General features: G+C 32.3%; 18 protein-coding genes. 10 read left to right on the forward strand and 8 right to left on the reverse strand.

Features of this window, described 5'->3' with window-relative positions; translation table 11 throughout:
* Positions 1-201 precede the first annotated feature (201 nt).
* Both HRU50_RS01795 and HRU50_RS01800 read left to right on the forward strand, forming a co-directional pair.
* Positions 202-2,352 carry a TonB-dependent receptor gene (locus tag HRU50_RS01795; RefSeq protein ID WP_296347526.1) on the forward strand — a complete coding sequence of 717 codons (2,151 nt, stop codon included), beginning with the start codon at positions 202-204 and terminating at the stop codon, positions 2,350-2,352.
* Positions 2,353-2,573: 221 nt separating this feature from the next.
* The gene (locus tag HRU50_RS01800; RefSeq protein WP_296347528.1) at positions 2,574-3,302 is read left to right on the forward strand and encodes an energy transducer TonB; all 729 of its coding nucleotides are present in this window, start codon (positions 2,574-2,576) and stop codon (positions 3,300-3,302) included.
* A gap of 74 nt (positions 3,303-3,376) precedes the next feature.
* On the opposite strand, the gene HRU50_RS01805 is transcribed toward HRU50_RS01800, so the two are convergent.
* Genes HRU50_RS01805 through HRU50_RS01815 form a run of 3 tightly spaced genes read right to left on the reverse strand, consistent with a single transcriptional unit; the run spans position 3,377 to position 4,728 of the window.
* Complete coding sequence (locus HRU50_RS01805; RefSeq protein ID WP_296347530.1) at positions 3,377-3,901, reverse strand: GNAT family N-acetyltransferase; 525 nt, start codon at positions 3,899-3,901, stop codon at positions 3,377-3,379.
* Between the two features lie 5 nt (positions 3,902-3,906).
* Positions 3,907-4,164, reverse strand: coding sequence for a hypothetical protein (locus HRU50_RS01810; RefSeq protein ID WP_296347531.1), 258 nt, complete (start codon positions 4,162-4,164; stop codon positions 3,907-3,909).
* Between the two features lie 9 nt (positions 4,165-4,173).
* On the reverse strand, positions 4,174-4,728 hold the full coding sequence (locus HRU50_RS01815) for a thioredoxin family protein (protein ID WP_296347532.1): 555 nt from the start codon (positions 4,726-4,728) through the stop codon (positions 4,174-4,176).
* Positions 4,729-4,822: 94 nt separating this feature from the next.
* On the opposite strand from HRU50_RS01815, the gene HRU50_RS01820 reads away from it, so the two are divergent.
* From HRU50_RS01820 to HRU50_RS01830, 3 genes are read left to right on the forward strand one after another with little or no spacing between them, the layout of a single operon-like run.
* Entirely contained in the window at positions 4,823-5,158 is a 336-nt protein-coding gene (locus tag HRU50_RS01820; RefSeq protein ID WP_296347534.1) for a tRNA-binding protein, read from the forward strand.
* A 1-nt stretch (position 5,159) separates the two neighbouring features.
* Positions 5,160-6,050, forward strand: a complete 891-nt coding sequence (locus HRU50_RS01825; RefSeq protein WP_296347536.1) for a bile acid:sodium symporter family protein — start codon at positions 5,160-5,162, stop codon at positions 6,048-6,050.
* Positions 6,051-6,056: 6 nt separating this feature from the next.
* A complete protein-coding gene (locus HRU50_RS01830) occupies positions 6,057-7,088 on the forward strand; it encodes a lysophospholipid acyltransferase family protein (protein ID WP_296347538.1) in 1,032 nt (343 codons plus the stop codon).
* A gap of 59 nt (positions 7,089-7,147) precedes the next feature.
* On the opposite strand, the gene HRU50_RS01835 is transcribed toward HRU50_RS01830, so the two are convergent.
* A complete protein-coding gene (locus HRU50_RS01835) occupies positions 7,148-7,528 on the reverse strand; it encodes a PUR family DNA/RNA-binding protein (protein ID WP_296347539.1) in 381 nt (126 codons plus the stop codon).
* A 61-nt stretch (positions 7,529-7,589) separates the two neighbouring features.
* On the reverse strand, positions 7,590-9,347 hold the full coding sequence (locus HRU50_RS01840) for an ABC transporter ATP-binding protein (protein ID WP_296347542.1): 1,758 nt from the start codon (positions 9,345-9,347) through the stop codon (positions 7,590-7,592).
* A 132-nt stretch (positions 9,348-9,479) separates the two neighbouring features.
* Here HRU50_RS01840 and HRU50_RS01845 point away from each other — a divergent pair, with 132 nt between their 5' ends.
* The 4 genes from HRU50_RS01845 (at position 9,480) to yajC (ending at position 12,540) form a co-directional block, all read left to right on the forward strand.
* Positions 9,480-10,583 carry a Glu/Leu/Phe/Val dehydrogenase gene (locus tag HRU50_RS01845; protein ID WP_296347544.1) on the forward strand — a complete coding sequence of 368 codons (1,104 nt, stop codon included), beginning with the start codon at positions 9,480-9,482 and terminating at the stop codon, positions 10,581-10,583.
* A 129-nt stretch (positions 10,584-10,712) separates the two neighbouring features.
* Positions 10,713-11,624, forward strand: coding sequence for a transcription antitermination factor NusB (nusB, locus tag HRU50_RS01850; RefSeq protein WP_296347546.1), 912 nt, complete (start codon positions 10,713-10,715; stop codon positions 11,622-11,624).
* Between the two features lie 106 nt (positions 11,625-11,730).
* Complete coding sequence (locus tag HRU50_RS01855; RefSeq protein WP_296347548.1) at positions 11,731-12,240, forward strand: DUF1573 domain-containing protein; 510 nt, start codon at positions 11,731-11,733, stop codon at positions 12,238-12,240.
* Between the two features lie 12 nt (positions 12,241-12,252).
* A complete protein-coding gene (gene yajC / locus HRU50_RS01860) occupies positions 12,253-12,540 on the forward strand; it encodes a preprotein translocase subunit YajC (RefSeq protein ID WP_296347550.1) in 288 nt (95 codons plus the stop codon).
* A gap of 51 nt (positions 12,541-12,591) precedes the next feature.
* Here the strand turns inward: yajC and HRU50_RS01865 are convergent, their stop codons facing one another.
* The 3 genes from HRU50_RS01865 to HRU50_RS01875 all read right to left on the reverse strand — a co-directional run bounded on the left by HRU50_RS01865 (position 12,592) and on the right by HRU50_RS01875 (position 16,478).
* On the reverse strand, positions 12,592-12,996 hold the full coding sequence (locus tag HRU50_RS01865; RefSeq protein ID WP_296347551.1) for a response regulator: 405 nt from the start codon (positions 12,994-12,996) through the stop codon (positions 12,592-12,594).
* A complete protein-coding gene (locus tag HRU50_RS01870; protein ID WP_296347554.1) occupies positions 12,993-15,731 on the reverse strand; it encodes a PAS domain-containing protein in 2,739 nt (912 codons plus the stop codon). The genes HRU50_RS01865 and HRU50_RS01870 overlap by 4 nt, the downstream gene beginning before the upstream one ends.
* A 147-nt stretch (positions 15,732-15,878) precedes the next feature.
* Positions 15,879-16,478: a DUF1801 domain-containing protein gene (locus tag HRU50_RS01875; RefSeq protein ID WP_296347556.1), complete on the reverse strand. Its 600-nt coding sequence runs from the start codon at positions 16,476-16,478 to the stop codon at positions 15,879-15,881.
* A gap of 700 nt (positions 16,479-17,178) precedes the next feature.
* On the opposite strand from HRU50_RS01875, the gene HRU50_RS01880 reads away from it, so the two are divergent.
* Positions 17,179-17,930, forward strand: a 752-nt coding sequence (locus tag HRU50_RS01880) for a hypothetical protein (protein ID WP_296347558.1), incomplete at its 3' end; no start/stop codon positions are given.

Here is a 17,930-nt window from a genome sequence, read left to right on the forward strand (position 1 = left end):
ATCTGTAGGATAAATTGTCACGTTGAGAGCAGTCGAACTGCTTTATCATCAATTCTATATGAACAAGTTAAGAACGCACTCAATCTGACATTTCAAACAAATATATTCAATTCATCATTTAAAAATTACAATTCGGTAAAATAGAATTCTTCATGGTAAGAAATAGTAAGATGTTTGTCTCAGAATTTAATCAACCAAAAAATGAACAAGACAATTTTTACCATCATCCTATTCATCACAGGACTGATACAAGCACAGCACACCATCTCAGGAAAAGTTACAGATTACAAAGGTAATCCGGTTATTGGGGCAAATATTTATTTGGAAGGCACCTATGATGGTGCAACATCGACAGATACTGGCGAATTTTTATTTACAACCGAAGAAAAAGGTAAGCAAACTTTAGTTATCTCATTTTTATCTTACGAAACTAAAACAGTAGAAGGAGAAGTAGGAAAACTGTCAAATCTTCAAATTAAATTACGTGAAGACGTAGAAGCTTTAGATACCGTTGTGTTAAGCGCAGGAACTTTTGAAGCCAATGATAATAGTAAGGTGTCTGTGCTAAAGCCATTAGATGTAGTAACAACAGCGAGTGCGCTAGGTGATTTTGTTGGAGCATTACAAACATTGCCTGGTACGTCAAATGTTGCTGAAGATGGTCGTTTGTTTGTGCGAGGTGGAAACGCAGATGAAACTCAAATTTTTATAGATGGTATTCGTGTTTTCACGCCGTATACACCTACTACAAATAACTTACCTACAAGAGGAAGATATTCACCTTTTTTGTTTGATGGTATTACATTTTCTACTGGTGGCTATTCATCAGAGTATGGACAAGCGTTGTCAAGTGTCTTGCTTCTTAATACCATTGATGAACCAGATCAGGAGAAAACAGACATCTCATTGATGACGGTCGGTGCCGGAGTAGGAAATACTCAGAAATGGGATAAATCTTCATTAAGTTTTAATGCGTCATATATAAATTTGGCACCATATTTCGAATTATTTAATAATAGAAATGAATGGAATCGTCCTTTTCAAGGTGCTCAAGGTGAAACGGTTTTTAGACAACGCTTAAAAAATGGGATGTTAAAGTTTTATGCCGCTTTTGATGTTACCGATTTGGAAGTAAACCAGGAAGATATAAATTTTGCTGATGGCCTAGACTTTAAGCTAAACAATAACAACTTTTATCTCAACACATCATATAAGGGTATTTTAAATAATAATTGGACAATAAATACAGGACTGAGCTTTACTCATGCCATTAATGAGATTGGTATAATGAGTAGTGATATAAATGACAAAGAGAATTCTGTACATCTAAAACTAAAATTAAAGAAACGGTTTAATAGTAGGTTTAAAATTAGTTTCGGTGCTGAACAGTTTACCACAAATTTTGAAGAGAACTTTCAACAAGGTAATATCGACGAAACCTATGGGTTTAAAAATAATATTACGGCTGGGTTCACAGAAGCAGATGTAGTATTCTCAAAAGATTTAGCTTTAAAGGTAGGTTTACGAGCAGATTATAGTGCCATATTTAATGATTTTGAAATTGCACCGAGAGCTGCTTTAGCCTACAAAACCTCTAAGAACGGACAAGTATCTTTGGCTTATGGTAGTTTTTTTCAAAACCCGAATAGTTCAATATTAAAGTTTGAACAAAATTTGAAAGCAGAAAAAACATCGCATTACATTTTAAATTACCAATATGTAAATAATGGTAAGATATTTCGTGCTGAAGTTTACAGAAAGGATTATGATAATCTGGTAAAGTTTGATACAGAATTTACAACGTTTGATAGTAACTTTAATTCTGAAGGTTTTGGGTATGCCCAAGGATTAGATTTATTTTGGCGCGATAATACAAGTATTAAGAATTTAGACTATTGGATAAGCTATTCTTATTTAGATACGGAACGCGATTATAGAAATTTTGTAAGCGCTGCTCAACCTAACTACGCGACCGATCATAATTTTTCTGTTGTAACAAAATATTGGATTGATAGTTGGAAGAGTCAATTAGGGTTAGCATATACATATTCTTCAGGAAGACCATATACAAATCCTAATACCAATGAATTTTTAAATGAGCGTACTAAATCATTTAATAGTTTAAGCTTTAATTGGGCTTACCTTCTTAGCCAGCAAAAAATATTGTATTTATCCGTAAATAATGTTTTAGGTATTAGAAATGTTAACGGCTACCAGTATGCAACTGCACCAGATGTTAACGGTCAATTTAATAGAAGAGCTTTAAGACCGGCAACAGATCAATTCTTTTTTGTTGGATTCTTCTGGACGATTAGTGAAGATGGAAAAGACAATCAATTGGATAACTTGTAGATTAAGTTAGAAGTTAGAAGTTAGAAGTTAGAAGTAGGGAAGTAGTCAGTAAGTATTTTCGAAAAACAGTAATTAGTGTTCTTTGAATTGTTACTGTTTTCAAGAATAATTATTTCTCAATTCTCAATTCGTCAATCGTCACACTTAAAAATGCTGACATGATAAATATCATACTTTTTCAGGGTTATGATAATTAACTTTATAGTATAAAATTAATCGTCATGGAAGTTAAGAAGAACCCAAGAGCCAATGTAGGTCGAAACAGCAGTTTATATTTTGCTGTTGGCTTAAACGTAATGTTACTCCTAACGTATTTAGGACTAGAACATAAGACTTACGAAACAGAAGAGACTAAGATAGATATCTTAATGTTGCAGGACAATTTAGAAGAGGATATTCCGATTACTACAATTAACATTCCACCTCCGCCACCGCCACCTAAACAAGTAGTTACTGAAGCTATTACCATAGTTGAAGATATTGCTGAAATTGAAGAGACTTTTATCGAGAGTAATGAGATTGGGCAAGACGATATTGTTGAGGAACGTGTTGTATCAGTAGATGAAGTTGAAGATATTGAAGTAGAGGAAGATATAGAAGTTCCGTTTGCAGTAATCGAAAGAGTACCTCAATTCCCTGGCTGTACAGGTAATAATGCTCAGTTAAAGGCTTGTTTCCAACAAAAAATGAATGAGCACTTACAAAAACACTTTAGATATCCAGATACAGCAGCTGAGCTTAATATACAAGGTAAAGTGTTTGTATTCTTCCTAATTGATAAGAATGGTACAGTTTCTAAGATTAAAACTAGAGGACCAGATCAAATACTAGAAACAGAAGCTGCACGTATCATTAGCTTATTACCAAAAATGGAACCTGGTAAGCAACGTAACAAACCGGTTGGTGTTCCTTACAGTATTCCTATCAACTTTAAGCTAAGAGCACAATAAAATAAACTAATGTAAAACTTGGTTTAGACTATTTTGATTGATGATGAAACCCCTTGAAAAAGGGGTTTCATTGTTTATAGGTGTGGATTTTTCAAGGTATACCAATTACATAACTCGCCTTCAAAAGTAAATGTGCCAGAAGGTTGCATACCAATTTTCTTTAAAATGGTATTTGAAGCTATATGATCTACATCTGCAGCGGCACCGATTTCTTTCAACTTTAAATCTTTAAATCCGTAATCTCTAGAAGCAATTGCTGCTTCAGTGGCATATCCATGTCCCCAAAATCTTTCTTTAAGTCTATAGCCTAAGTCGTAGTAGTCAAACTCATTGCGAAGTACTTGTTCATATTTTAAACCGGCCCAACCAACATGTTCGCCTGTGTCTTTTTTTATTATAGCGAGTCGTCCAACACCAAAATCAGAGTACTGTTGTATTACTTTCTTTATTGAGTCACGGACTTGTTCTATGGATTTTACAGGATTATTTCCTAGATAAATATGAACCTTAGGATTAGAATCCATTTCGTATAAGTCTTTATCATCTGCCATTTCAAATGGCCTGAGGATAAGACGTTCTGTTTCTATTTTAATATTCATACTTTTTATTTTATAATATAGATGATCACCAGTATAAGACCTAAATAAAAAAGTTTTCCAAAAAGAATGAGCTCTTTGGCCTGTTTAATTTTTAAGTCAAAGCCATATTCCTTAAAACGATTAACCTCAGATTCATTAAAGTCATTAGTCTTAAACTTTATAAATCCGAAAAACCTAAATGGAATAAAAAAGAAAGTTAAAGATTCAGAAACTGATAATGGAATCGATTTTCGTTTTTCTTTATTAATATCATATTTAGTCATTTCAAGTGTTCATTTCCATTTTATATTACAACCCATACTTGGCTTTTGATCAGGGTCTATGGTTTCATTATTCAGTAAAGTATCAATAGCAGTTCTTAAGTCTTGTCCTGTTACAGGAATACCATTTCCAGGTCTTGAGCCATCTAACTGACCAGCGTAAACAAGTTGCAATTTATCATTAAATAAAAAGAAATCTGGAGTGCATGCTGCATCATAAGCTTTTGCTACTTCTTGTGATTCATCATACAGATAAGGAAAAGGATAATTATTGTCCTTTGCATGTTGTTTCATTTTATCAGGACCATCTTGTGGATAGTTCACAACATCATTGCTCGATATAGCAATACAATTAACACCTTGCTTATTATAAGTATTAGCCAATTCTACTAATTGTGGATTTACATGAATCACAAACGGGCAATGATTGCAAATAAACATAATGAGTGTGGCTTTTTGCCCTTTAAGTTCATCGAGCGATTTTATGATGTCATCTTTAGTGTCAATTAAATTGAAATCGGGAGCCAGTGTGCCTAGCGGCAACATATTAGAAGGTGTTAATGCCATAAAAATAGATTTATTCAAAAATAGGAATCCAGATTATAGGAATCCAATGTTATTTAAAATTTATATATTCCACATCTAACTAATTAAGACATTAATGTCAGAATTAATAGCATTTGAAGATTTTATAAAGGTTGACCTTAGAGTTGGAACGATTATAGCGGTTAATGATTTCCCAGAAGCTCGCAATCCAGCATATCAACTCACAATAGATTTTGGTGATTTGGGTATTAAAAAATCTTCGGCTCAAATAACGACCTTATATTCAAAAGAGTCTTTGTTGAATCGACAGATTGTTGCAGTTATTAATTTCCCAAAAAAGCAGATTGCAAAATTTATGAGCGAGTGCTTGGTGATGGGTGCAGTAAAGGAAAAAGATGTCTTTTTATTACATCCAGAATCCAGAGTAAAAAACGGTAGTACTGTAGCTTAATATGACTGAATTAGACAAGGTTAAAATAAATTTTGATAGTGATGGTTTATGGGTTTTAAACATTGCACTTGCTGTTGTTATGTTTGGGGTTGCCTTGGGTATTACTTTAAGTGATTTCAAAACGCTTTTTAAACATCCGAAGTTAGTTTTTTTAGGAGTACTTTCTCAATTTGTACTGTTGCCTTTTATAACCTTTATTTTGATTTTATTGATAAATCCTAAGCCAAGTATAGCTTTAGGTATGATAATGGTTGCAGCTTGCCCTGGAGGAAATATCTCAAATTTTATGACGCACCTTGCAAAAGGTAATACGGCATTATCAGTAACATTAACTGCATTTGCTACATTTTTAGCAATAATAATGACACCATTGAATTTTCAGGTTTATGGTAATTTATATGAGCCTACTTCAAAAATTCTAAAGACTGTTTCTCTAAATCCTATAGAAGTATTTAAGGTCGTTGCAATGATTTTAGGTGTACCTCTATTAGTTGGCATGACCATACGTAAATATCAAGAACAACTTGCAATACGGCTTTCTAAAGTTTTAAAACCATTATCAATTATTGTTTTTATAGCTATTGTAATTATTGCTTTAACAAATAACATGGATGTTTTTAACGAATATGTAACCCATGTTTTGGCAATTGGTATCGGTCATAATTTGATAGCAATTTTATTAGGTTTTTCAGTGGCAAGAGTTTTTAGATTGTCATTTAGAGACCAAAAGACCTTAGCCATAGAAACGGGTATTCAAAACTCAGGATTGGGTTTACTACTCATATTTACTTTTTTTAATGGTTTAGGTGGCATGGCAATACTTGCTGCATTTTGGGGAATATGGCACATCGTTTCTGGTTTAAGTTTAGCAGCCTTTTGGTCTCGTAAATAAAATTGATTGAATAAACTCTGGTTACATACAATAAGAGCTTATGTAAGATTAGGGCTCTTCTTTTACTTTAAAAGTATAAAGGTTAATGGTTTAAAAAATATACCAAACAACAAACCCATAATTATTCTTTGTAACCATCAGAATGCCTTACTAGATGCGCTTATTATTGCTGCTAAGACACATCGTTTTTCGTATTTCTTAACTAGAGCTTCTGTATTTAAAAATAAGAATATTGCTAAATTATTAAGAAGTTTACAGATGCTACCTGTTTTTAGGATTAGGGATGGTTGGAGTACAATTTCTAAAAATGAAGTCATATTTCATAAATGTTCTGATGTACTTTCAAATAATGCGTCTGTTGCTATTTTTCCTGAAGGAAACCATAGTTTAGAACGAAGAGTAAGACCTTTGAGTAAAGGGTTTACAAGAATTATTAATGATGCATATGATAAATATCCTGAATTAGATTTAAAGTTAATTCCTGCAGGTTTGAATTACGCTAATGCTACTAAATATCCTGAAAAGGTCAGTGTTAATTTTGGCCCTTCAATAGATGTTGAAAACTATCTAAAAGGTAATAAAGTCGAAGATTCTATAGCGCTAAAACAAATTGTATATGATGAAATATCTCAATTGACAACTAATATTCCTCAAAGTAATTACGAATTAATTCTAAGTCAATTAAACGCTAAAAAGGTGAATTGGTTAGAACCTACACCAATTAACAGCTTTATTACAAATGATTCTGGTAATTTCACTGGAAACACAAGACAAAATCAGTCTTTTATAAGTAAAGCTTTTATGATGCCTTTAATTGTTGGTGTGCTGCCTGTTTATGTGCTTTGGAAGTTATGGATACTGCCAAAAATTAAAGAGAATGAATTTATTGGGACATTTAGGTTTGGTGTTGCCGTTACATTGGTACCATTGTATTTAATTACTTTTTCACTGCTTCTTTCATTAACTCTTGGCGCAACTATGGGATTTGTTTTTATTTTTATGGTTTTATTTTTAGCATTGTTAACCGCAAAATGCTAAACATAAAAAAGCCATTACGTTATGTAATGGCTCACTAATACTATATAAGAATTGATATATTAAATATCGTCAAAGCTTATGTCTGTAAAACTATTTGAATCATCAGAACCATTAGACGATTCTTCAGAATAATTATCCTCTCTCTTGTAGTCACTTTGATGACGTTCACTGATGACTTCTTCACCTTTTTCATTAATGATGTAATCTGTCATCTCAGCTAAGATTTCTTTAAATTCAGAAAAGTCTTCTTTGTAAAGATATATTTTGTGTTTTTTATAATGGAAAGATCCATCATCGTTTGTGAACTTCTTACTCTCTGTGATTGTTAAATAGTAATCACCAGCTTTTGTGGCTCTTACATCGAAAAAATAAGTTCTTCTTCCAGCACGCAATACCTTAGAATATATTTCTTCTTTATCAATCATTGCATAATCACTCATAGTATGGTTGTTTAGTTATTTTCACTCAAAAATCTAAAAAAAATACTTACAAACAAATATTTTAATGTATTTCTTTCTCTGATAGCTGTTTTGTATAAAGATCTTTGTAATATCCTTCAACAGAAACGAGTTCAGAGTGATTTCCTTGTTGAATAATACTACCTACGTCAAGCACTATAATTTTATCAGCATTTTTTGCAGAAGATACTCTATGACTGACAATTATAGTTGTTTTATGTTTTGTGAGTTTCTCTAAATTATTAAGAATTTTTTCTTCTGTTTCTGTATCTACGGCAGAAAGGCAATCGTCAAACAAGAGAATTTCTGGTTTTTTTATGATAGCTCTAGCGATTGAAACACGTTGTTTTTGTCCACCAGATAATGTAATACCACGTTCTCCTAAAATAGTATCATAACTTTTGTTAAAACCTATAATATTCTCATGAACTCTAGCATTTTTTGCGGCTTCAATAACTTCAGCGTTAGTGGCATCTTCTTTTCCAAATTTGATGTTATTTTCAATAGTATCAGAAAATAAAAATGCATCCTGTGGTACGTAACCAATGCTACTTCTTAGATCATGAAGATTGAGCTTAGAGATTGGAATATCATCTATTAACACACTACCATCATTTATATCATAAAGTCTTCCTATGAGATCAAGTACTGTAGATTTGCCAGAACCTGTTTTTCCCAAAATAGCTAAAGTTTCTCCAGTTTTTAACGAGAAACTCATGTTTTTTATGGCTTGTATATTAGTGTCAGGATAGACAAATGAAACATTCTTAAACTCGATATCACCTTTAACCGGTGTAGAATTGGCGTTTAGATTTTGAATTTCTGGTTCAGTTTTTAAAAACTCATTAATACGAGCTTGTGAAGCTTCTGCCTGCTGAACCAAATCAGTGACCCAGCCAATTGTAGCTACCGGCCAAGTTAGCATATTTACATAAATAATAAACTCGGCTATGGTTCCGATATTCTCTATTTCACCGTTCATATATTGTACCCCACCAAAATAAATTACTATGAGGTTACTAACACCAATGAGAAGTATCATTAGCGGGAAAAAGAAAGCTTGAACCTTGGTGAGATCAATTTGCTTTTGTCTGTTGTTTGATGATAAATCTTCAAACTCGTTATTAGTTCTTGGTTCTATTCCGTAAGATTTAATAACAGAAACACCACTGAATGTTTCTTGAGTATACGTTGATAGCGTAGAAAGTGACTCTTGTACAATTGTACTTCTCTTATTGATTAAGCGACTTAGTTTGTAAATAGCAAATGATAAAATTGGTAGTGGTAAAAGTGTATATAATGTCAGTTTAGGCGCAGTGCTCACCATATATATAATGGCGGTTGTGAATAGCGTTATAGTATTCATGGTATACATTATTGCAGGTCCACAATACATACGTACCTTACCAACGTCTTCACTAATTCTATTCATTAAATCACCAGTTCTATTAGACTTGTAAAAATTTAATGATAATACTTGGTAGTGTTGGTAAATCTCGTTTTTGAGATCGTATTCTATGTATCTAGAGACATTAATAATAGTTTGGCGCATTAAAAATGTAAAAAGCCCTGTGATAACTGCGGCACCAATAATAAGTAATACATTAGTAATAATTTCGCTTTCAAATACCTCCTGTGAAATTCTACCATCAAAACGATCAGACACTATGGTTATTGAATCACCAACAAGTCTTGGTGTAAAAAGCGCAAATATTTTAGCTATAATTGTGATGATGATTCCGATGATTAATCGGTATCTATATTTGTGAAAATATTTATTGAGATGTTTGAGTGCCTTCATAGTTGCTTTTGGTCGGTCAAAAGTATTACGATAATACTATTTTATAGTTAATATTTTGCTAATGCTCCAATAATAATTACTTTTGGACACTGTTTTCTAGGGTACTTCAGAGACAGCCTTAAATCGATATAAATGACTTCAGAAATGATATCTCCAAAAGAATTGCAAAAATATAATACTGTTTTTGGTCAACATTCTTTTGATAACCATGAACAAATTGTTTTTTGTAATGACAAAGATACTGGTTTAAAAGCTATAATTGGTATACATAACACCGTATTAGGACCAGCGTTAGGTGGTACTCGTATGATGCAATACGAAAATGAATGGGAAGCTCTTAATGATGTACTACGTTTATCTAGAGCTATGACTTATAAATCTGCCATTACAGGTCTTAATTTAGGAGGTGGAAAAGCGGTTATTATAGGTGATCCAGAAACGCAGAAAACACCCGAATTAATGAAGCGTTTTGCTGATTATGTACATTCATTGAATGGGAAGTATATTACTGCAGAAGATGTTGGTATGTGCCCAGATGATATGGATATTGTAAGAGATGTGACACCTTATGTTACAGGTATTTCCGAAAGTAGAGGTGGAGCAGGAAATCCATCACCAATTACGGCTTATGGTGTGTATATGGGTATGAAAGCAGCAGCACGTTATCAGTTTGGTTCTGATGTTTTAGAAGGTAGACATGTTTTTGTGCAAGGCGTAGGAAGTGTTGGTGAAGCTTTAGTAGAACATTTAGTTGACGAAGGTGCAAAGGTTACGATTTCTGATATTAATGCTGACCGTTTAATTGAAGTGCGAGACAAATATCATGTTGGTGTTTTTAAAGGTGATGAATTCTTTGATCAAGATATGGATATTTATGCACCATGTGCTTTAGGTGCGACGATTAATGACAAATCTATAGGTAGACTTAAAGCTAAAGTAATTGCGGGTGCGGCAAATAATCAACTGGCAGAAGAAGTAAAGCATGGTGAAATGCTAAAGCAAAGAGGCATTGTTTACGCTCCAGACTTTTTAATTAATGCTGGTGGAATCATTAACGTTTACGCAGAGTTAGAAGACTACGATAGACAGGAAATAATGCGAAAAACAGAGAATATTTTTAATACCACATTAGAAATATTAGAACATGCACATGAAAATGATATGACTACTCATGCAGCAGCATTAAATATTGCACAAACACGAATTGAAACTCGAAGACGAGAAAATTCTAAATAATTTTTTTGCGATTTAAATAATACTATTTTTGCAGGGTGAATTTTTTAAATGGAATTCACCTTTTTTAAATTATTAAATTAGACAGTTCTTTAACTTATGCTCAATCGAAGACACATTAGAATAAAAGTTATGCAATCATTGTATGCTTTTAAAGGTACAGAAAGTGATGACTTTAAAAAAGATGAAAAATTCTTACTACATAGTTTAGATAGTATTCACGATTTATATATTTCTGTACTTGCCTTGCTTACAGAAATTCATAAAAAGAGCATAGATTACAATCAAAAAAGACAAAAAAAGTTATTAGGTACAGATTCTGATAAGAATCCTAACACGAAGTTTCAGGACAATCAATTATTGCATCTTATAAGTGAAAATAAAATGCTTCAGGATGCTATTGAGAAAAAGAGACTTAATTTCTGGGATTTAGATTTTGAATATGTAGATTTATTATTTAAAGAAATAATAAATAGCAATTTATATAGTGCTTATATCTCTGAAACTACAACTTCATTCAAGGAGGATAAGCAATTTGTGTTGGATGTTTATACTAACATTATTGCCCCAAATGATAAGCTTTACGACTATTTTGAAGATAAAAAATTAACTTGGGTTGATGATTTACCAGTGGTTAATACTTTAGTTGTTAAATTACTTAAAAAGATAAAGCTCACTTCGCCAGAAACCCATCTACTTCCGGATGTATATAAAGATGAAGACGATAGAGAGTTTGCCAAAGATTTGATGAATAAGACCTTATTGAATGGTTCAAAGTATTCTGCAGAAATTTCAGGTAAAACGACCAATTGGGATTCTGAAAGATTAGCAAGTATTGATGGTGTCTTATTGAGAATGGCGATCTGTGAGTTTCAAAAATTCCCATCCATACCGCATAAGGTGACTTTAAATGAATATCTAGAGATTGCCAAAGAATACTCAACACCTAAAAGTAGTATTTTTATTAATGGTATTTTGGATAAAATTGTTAAAGAATATAAATCCAATAACCTTTACCCAAAATCAGGAAGAGGACTTATGTAGTCACTCTCTTTGTTGTAAAGGTAAGCTGAAAAGTTTTAAATGGTAGAAATTATTGTTAACTTCGCAAGCTGATAGAAAAAATCGTAATAACTAATAAAATATAGTGATGAAAAAAGTAATTTTAGGGCTTAGCGCATTGTGTATGGTTGCTTTTACTTCTTGTAAAGATGACGCAGCTAGTAAAATTAAATCAGAAAATGTAGCTGTTGCTGCAGAAAGAGATGCTAATGCTGGTAACTTACCGGTGATGGAATTAGACAAAACTGAACATGATTTTGGTTCAATTGTTAATGGTACTCCAGTAGAAACAATTTTCACATACAAAAATACTGGCAACGCTATGTTAGTGGTGAGTAATATTAAAAGTACATGTGGATGTACTGTACCATCAAACTATACCAAAGAAGTTAAGCCAGGTGAAACAGGTCAGTTTACTGTAAAGTTTAATGGGAAAGGTAACGGTAAAGTTACTAAATCTCTAACTATGACAACAAATACTGAAAAAGGTAAAGATGTTGTTAAGATTATGGCTCAGGTACAACCAGATCCTAATGCACCTGCAAAACCAGCAAGAAAGCCTGCTGCCATGCCAGTAAATCCTGTAAAAACAAATTAAGATTAGACATTAATGGAAGGAATAGGTTCGTTTTTACCGTTTATTGCAATTTTCGCAGTGATGTATTTCTTTATGATTGCACCGCAAATGAAAAGAGCAAAACAAGAAAAAAAATTTGCTAGCGAATTAAAACGGGGTGATAGGGTAATTACAAAAAGTGGAATGCACGGTAAAGTTGTTGAATTAAATGACAAAGATAATAGCTGTGTTATAGAAACACTTGCGGGTAAGATTAAGTTTGATCGCTCAGCTATCTCTATGGAAATGAGTAAGAAATTAAATGCTCCTGCAAAAAAATAATTAAACTTTTTCTACAAGAATTAATGAGACCGTCTAAATGGCGGTCTTTTTTTATGATGCAATTTTTTTGGTTATGTCAAGAAGCTTTTCATCAGTGAATGGTTTTATTATAAAATCAGATATAATTTTAGAGTTTTTTGCTCTATCTATATCACCAGGGAATATGGAAGAAGACAAAATATAAATTACAATATTCTTTTTCAGTTCTTCAGTTAGGGGTTCAAATCGCTCTAAAAATTGCCAACCATCCATAATAGGCATATTAATATCCAGAAGAATGACATCTGGTAAAACCTCCGTACTTTTTTTATTTTCCTTCAAATAGCTTAAAATATCTAGACCGTTTTGAAATGTCTTAATATTTTCAACCAAATTGGTTCGAGATATTCTTTTAACGGTTAAGAATGTAAATGTCTCATCGTCGTCTACAATAAATAGGTTTTTAATGACTTTCATAGATTTGGGTTTTTTAATTTCACAAAAAAGCTTGTTCCTATATTTACTTCGCTTTCTGCCCAAATTTCACCTTGCATAGCTTCAATTTGAGTTTTTATCATAAATAATCCAAAGCCTTTGGCTTCAGGATGGTTGTGAAAAGTTTTACGGATTTTGAAAAGATTATCTTTAGCAAGTTTCATGTCCATACCTAATCCGTTGTCAGAAACAATAAGTAAAATTGAGTTGTTTTTCTCTTTCCTTGTTTTAATATTGATGATAGGTTTTCTGTCATGAGATTTATATTTCAATGCATTACTAACAAGATTCAAGAAAATACTATCAATATATTTTACTGGAAAATGTAAAGTAGAGACTTCACTAAAATCTACATTTATTATAGCTTTACTCGCATTTATATTGGCTTGAAAGCTTCCTAAGATTAGATCTAGTCTTTCTTTAAGATCAACATGGTCATTTTCTATCTCTGTATCTTGTCTAACTTGCATAGATTCAATAAGCTCATCAAAGACACCATTTAAGTTGTAAATTACTGATTTCAATTTACTGATGTAATCATCATGTTCTTGTTGGTCTTCCGCTTCTTCAATGGCTTCGGTAAGCATTTCTATATTTACTAATGGCGCTCTTAAGTTGTGAGCAACAATATTACTGAAGTCTGTGAGCTGTTGATTCTGAGCCTTCAATCTCAGTTCACGTTCTTTTAGTTCGCTAATATCATAGTTGACACCTATCATACGTTCGGGATTACCATTTTTATCTCTCAAAACAATGGCGTCAGCTTTAATATATAAAACTTTACCATTTGGATGAATAATTCTAAATGACGTATCAAAACCATCACTAGATTTAAGTGTCTCATTTACTTCTTCAATAGCGCTTTCTCTGTCATCAGGATGTAAAGTGTTTGCCCATAGCTCGAAAGTTTTTTCAGTACTATTTTTGTCTTGTCCGAAAAGTTCATACATTCTTTCATCCCATATGAGGTCATTTTCTATAATATCCCAATCCCAAATACCTAAGTGAGCGGCATTAGAAGCAAGCATTAGTCGTTTTTGTGCTTCTTCAGCACGTTTATTAGATTCTAATAATTCTATTTCCTTTTCTTTTCGTGCGGTGATTTCATACCTTAAACTCATAAATTGAGTAATTTTTCCGTCATTGTCTTTGAAAGGAATTATAAATGTATTTACCCAGTAATAACTGCCGTCTTTCGCCTTATTTTTCACTTCCCTTTGCCAGTCAGAACCTTTTGAAATGGTCTGCCACATGTCTTTCCAAAATGATTTTTGATGATAACCAGAATTAATAATTTTATGAGTCTGTCCAATCAATTCGTCCTCCCTATATTTTGATAAATCACAAAAATTTTGATTTGCAAAGGTTATGATGCCGTTTATATCAGTAATTGACACAATCGCAGATTGATTTAGAGCATATTTATAATCAGCAATTTTTTTTGAACTTAAAAATAATTCCTCTTCTCTTGCTTTTTCTTCACTAATATTTTGAAAAACTCCATAAACTCTTAAACATTTACCGTCTTTCATTTCGGGCACACCAATGGCTCTTACCCAAATTTCGTTGCCTTTATAGGTAATGAGTTGCAATGTTTCATCAAAAGAAATACCGTGTTGAATACAATCTGTAAATACTTCAGTTATGCGATTTCTACTATAGCCTTCCTTGTAAAATTCTATACCCTTCTCAGGGTGAGGTTCAAAACCGTCAGGAACTTCGTGGATTTCATAGGTTGTTTTAGACCAAGTGTTGGTGTTTTTAACTAAATCTACTTCCCAAGCACCAAGATTAGCCACTTTGCCTGCATGCTCAAGAAGTTGATTAGATTTTCTAAGTTCATCTTCATTTTTTGATAATGCTTTTATGTTGTTTTTTAGCTGTAGTTCAATGTGTTTTTTAAGTGTAATATCTTGTGCAATTCCGCGTAATCCAATTATTGTGTTATTATTGTTAAAGACAGCCTCACCTTTTGCCCACATCCAACCATTACTTTCGTTCTTTGTAATAGTCTCTAATTCAAGCTCATAAGATTCACCTTTTTTTATCGTTTTCTCAACCGCTTTTGTTAAAACTCTCCAACTATCTGGTGTGAAAATTTTAACTTGTTTTGCAAATGTTGGTGGTGGGAGTTTAGAATCAAAACCAAATATCTCATATAATTCTTCGCTCCAATAGACTTCATCTGTTTCAAGATTTAGGTACCAACTGCCTAAACTTGCAATTTTCTGTACTTCCTTTAGCTCTTTGGTAACACGAATTTCTTTAGCTGTAATTTTTCCTAAGTCCCTTTGGAGATTAGCAACTATTTTAGCTTGATCAGTGCCTAATATGTTTTTAGAATAAAGTTCAAACGTTCCGATGTGTCCAATAAACTGGTGGTCTGTATTATAGTTTGGTTTCCCATTTTGTTGAATCCAAACGTATTCATCACTATTGTTTTTAATTCTGAAGGTTACCTTTAGATCTTTTTGTTTGTTAAAAGCGTCTCTTGATTGTTCTTTATAAGTGAGAATATCATCTTCATGAATAAGGTCAATCAAAATATTGCAGGTCTCGTTTTGTTTTAACCCTATAAAATTGATCCATTCATCATTAAAGTAACTGTAATGTCCATTGATATTAGTCTTCCAAATAAATAGATTGTGATGAGTAATTATATTGCTCAGTTCAGAATAACTGAGTTCATTGTTGGTTAAATCATTTGATTTACTCATTTGTAACTTCAAGATTAATAGGATATTGGGGTTCTATTTTTTTAACATCTCATAGGTATAATAAAATTAGTGATTTTTTAATGAATAGCTATTTATTTTGATTTTTTATCATATTTATCCTACATTTATTGATATATGTTAATGTTTTTAGCATGTTTTGTATTTGTCATACAAACCTTTCTGCTTTAAAATAAGTGGGATGATTTTTTCGAGTCTTTTAAGTTTTGTTGTTTCACGTTTAGCTTCAGAGATATGAATACAATATTCTTTTTGTTTGCCTGGAGTAAGTTGATTGAAAGCTTCTTCTAATTTCGGGTCAGATTTTAATATGGTCTTTAGCGCATCAGGTACAACAATTTCTTTTGATGCACGCTGCGGTTTTGTTTCTTTACCAAGCTTTTGATTTTCTATGGCTTCCAGCACATAGTTTAGAACCTTCTCTTTATCTATGTCTTCGATTGAAGTAAACCGCATTTGTCGTAATGCTTTTGTTTTACCTTCTTGAGCATTAACAAGTAGATTATCTTCATCCTTAAGAAATACACCATTAAAGAACCAAATACCGAAATGATTTTTAAATGCACCGAGCCCAATAACATTTTTACCATTAAGTGTATAGGTTGGAGCGTTCCATTTTATAGTTTCTTCAAGTTCGGTTGAATTAATTATCTCTCTTAGTAGTTTTAAGGCTTTCTCAAAATGAATATTAGTGTTGATATAGTCTTCAACTGAAGTCGTTTTTTTCATGTGGTTGTAGTGTTTTATACTGTCGATATACAATTAGTAAAGTTCAATCCAAAACAATATTGTGATATTGTGAATGAACGCCTTTATATAATAATTAAATTTAATAATAATTGCGATTTTAATATAAAAAACTGATAATTATTCAATTTTTTAATCAAAAATGTTAATAATGTGTTGATAATTAAAATATTAAAATACTGTTAAAAGAAAATTTTAACACTTTAACGATTAATTGTTTGTTAAATGATTTGACTAAATAAAAATATTTATTTTGGAACGCTATTAATCATTAACTAACTAATTCTTGTTTCGTAAGTTACAGTTTATCATTTGTTTGACAAGTTGTCAATTGTCTTCCCTAGAAGAATCATTATTTTGATAAATGCTGTGTAATTAATTAAAGACATGGCATTGCGTCGGTGTCTAAATTTTCTTTTACGAATCTTGGTGTTTTTTTATTGGTTATCGCATATCCCATATCTATGAATACAACGCTACTGTTCCTTTTTTAAGGTGTGTTTTGGTGAACACTAATTAATTAAACCAAATTAAAATGAGCAGTAAAACTTTACATTTCAATTCTTCTTAGAAAATTAGAACTTCTAAATGTTACGTCCATGCAGAAATGGTTTAGAGGTTGAAAAGCGTAGCTATGACCCCAAATTAGTTTTAAACCTAATGTTTAATTAAAATCAATTTTATGAAAAAAATAACCCTAATGATTTTTATGTTGATATTAAGCTTTAGCCTTTTTGCCCAGCAAAGTACAATCAACATAACAACATCAGGTGGTTTGTATGCCACAGAAAAATGGGTGTCAATTACTACCGAAGTTAATGGTGGCGGTACCCAAGTTTGGGGTCAAGGTGATGGCACTTATGGTAATGGACAAGGATTAATAAATGAAAATATTTCAATTGACCCTGGAACATATTATGTTAATTGTTATGATAGATGGTCTGATGGCTGGGATGGTACTTTAATCTCTGTTACTGCTTATGGAAACATATTAGGTAATAATGGAGGCGTATCACCATCAGATCCTAGTACAAACGATTCAACAAGTGCTTGGGAGGATCCAGCTGATGAATTAGAAGCTTCTTTTGAAATAATTGTTCCAAATCCTCCTGATTGTACAGGACCAACGATAGATAGTGTTACAGTAGTAGAGACATGTTCAGAGGATGGTACTGGTACATTTAACGTAGAGGTAGTTGTATCAGATGCAGGAGATGCAGGCACATTAATAAGTGATGGAACAACTACGTATCCAGTAGTAGTAGGAACAGTAGTAGCTGGGCCATACAACAGTGGTGACACTGTATCGTTAAGTATAGACGCTACAGATGATGCTTGTGATTCAGATTTAGGGGACTATACCTTTACATGTCCATTACCAGGACCAGACAATGATGAGTGTGTAAATGCAACAATGATAGCATGTGGTGATAC

This window comes from Winogradskyella sp. (assembly GCF_013213835.1).
Lineage (GTDB): Bacteria > Bacteroidota > Bacteroidia > Flavobacteriales > Flavobacteriaceae > Winogradskyella.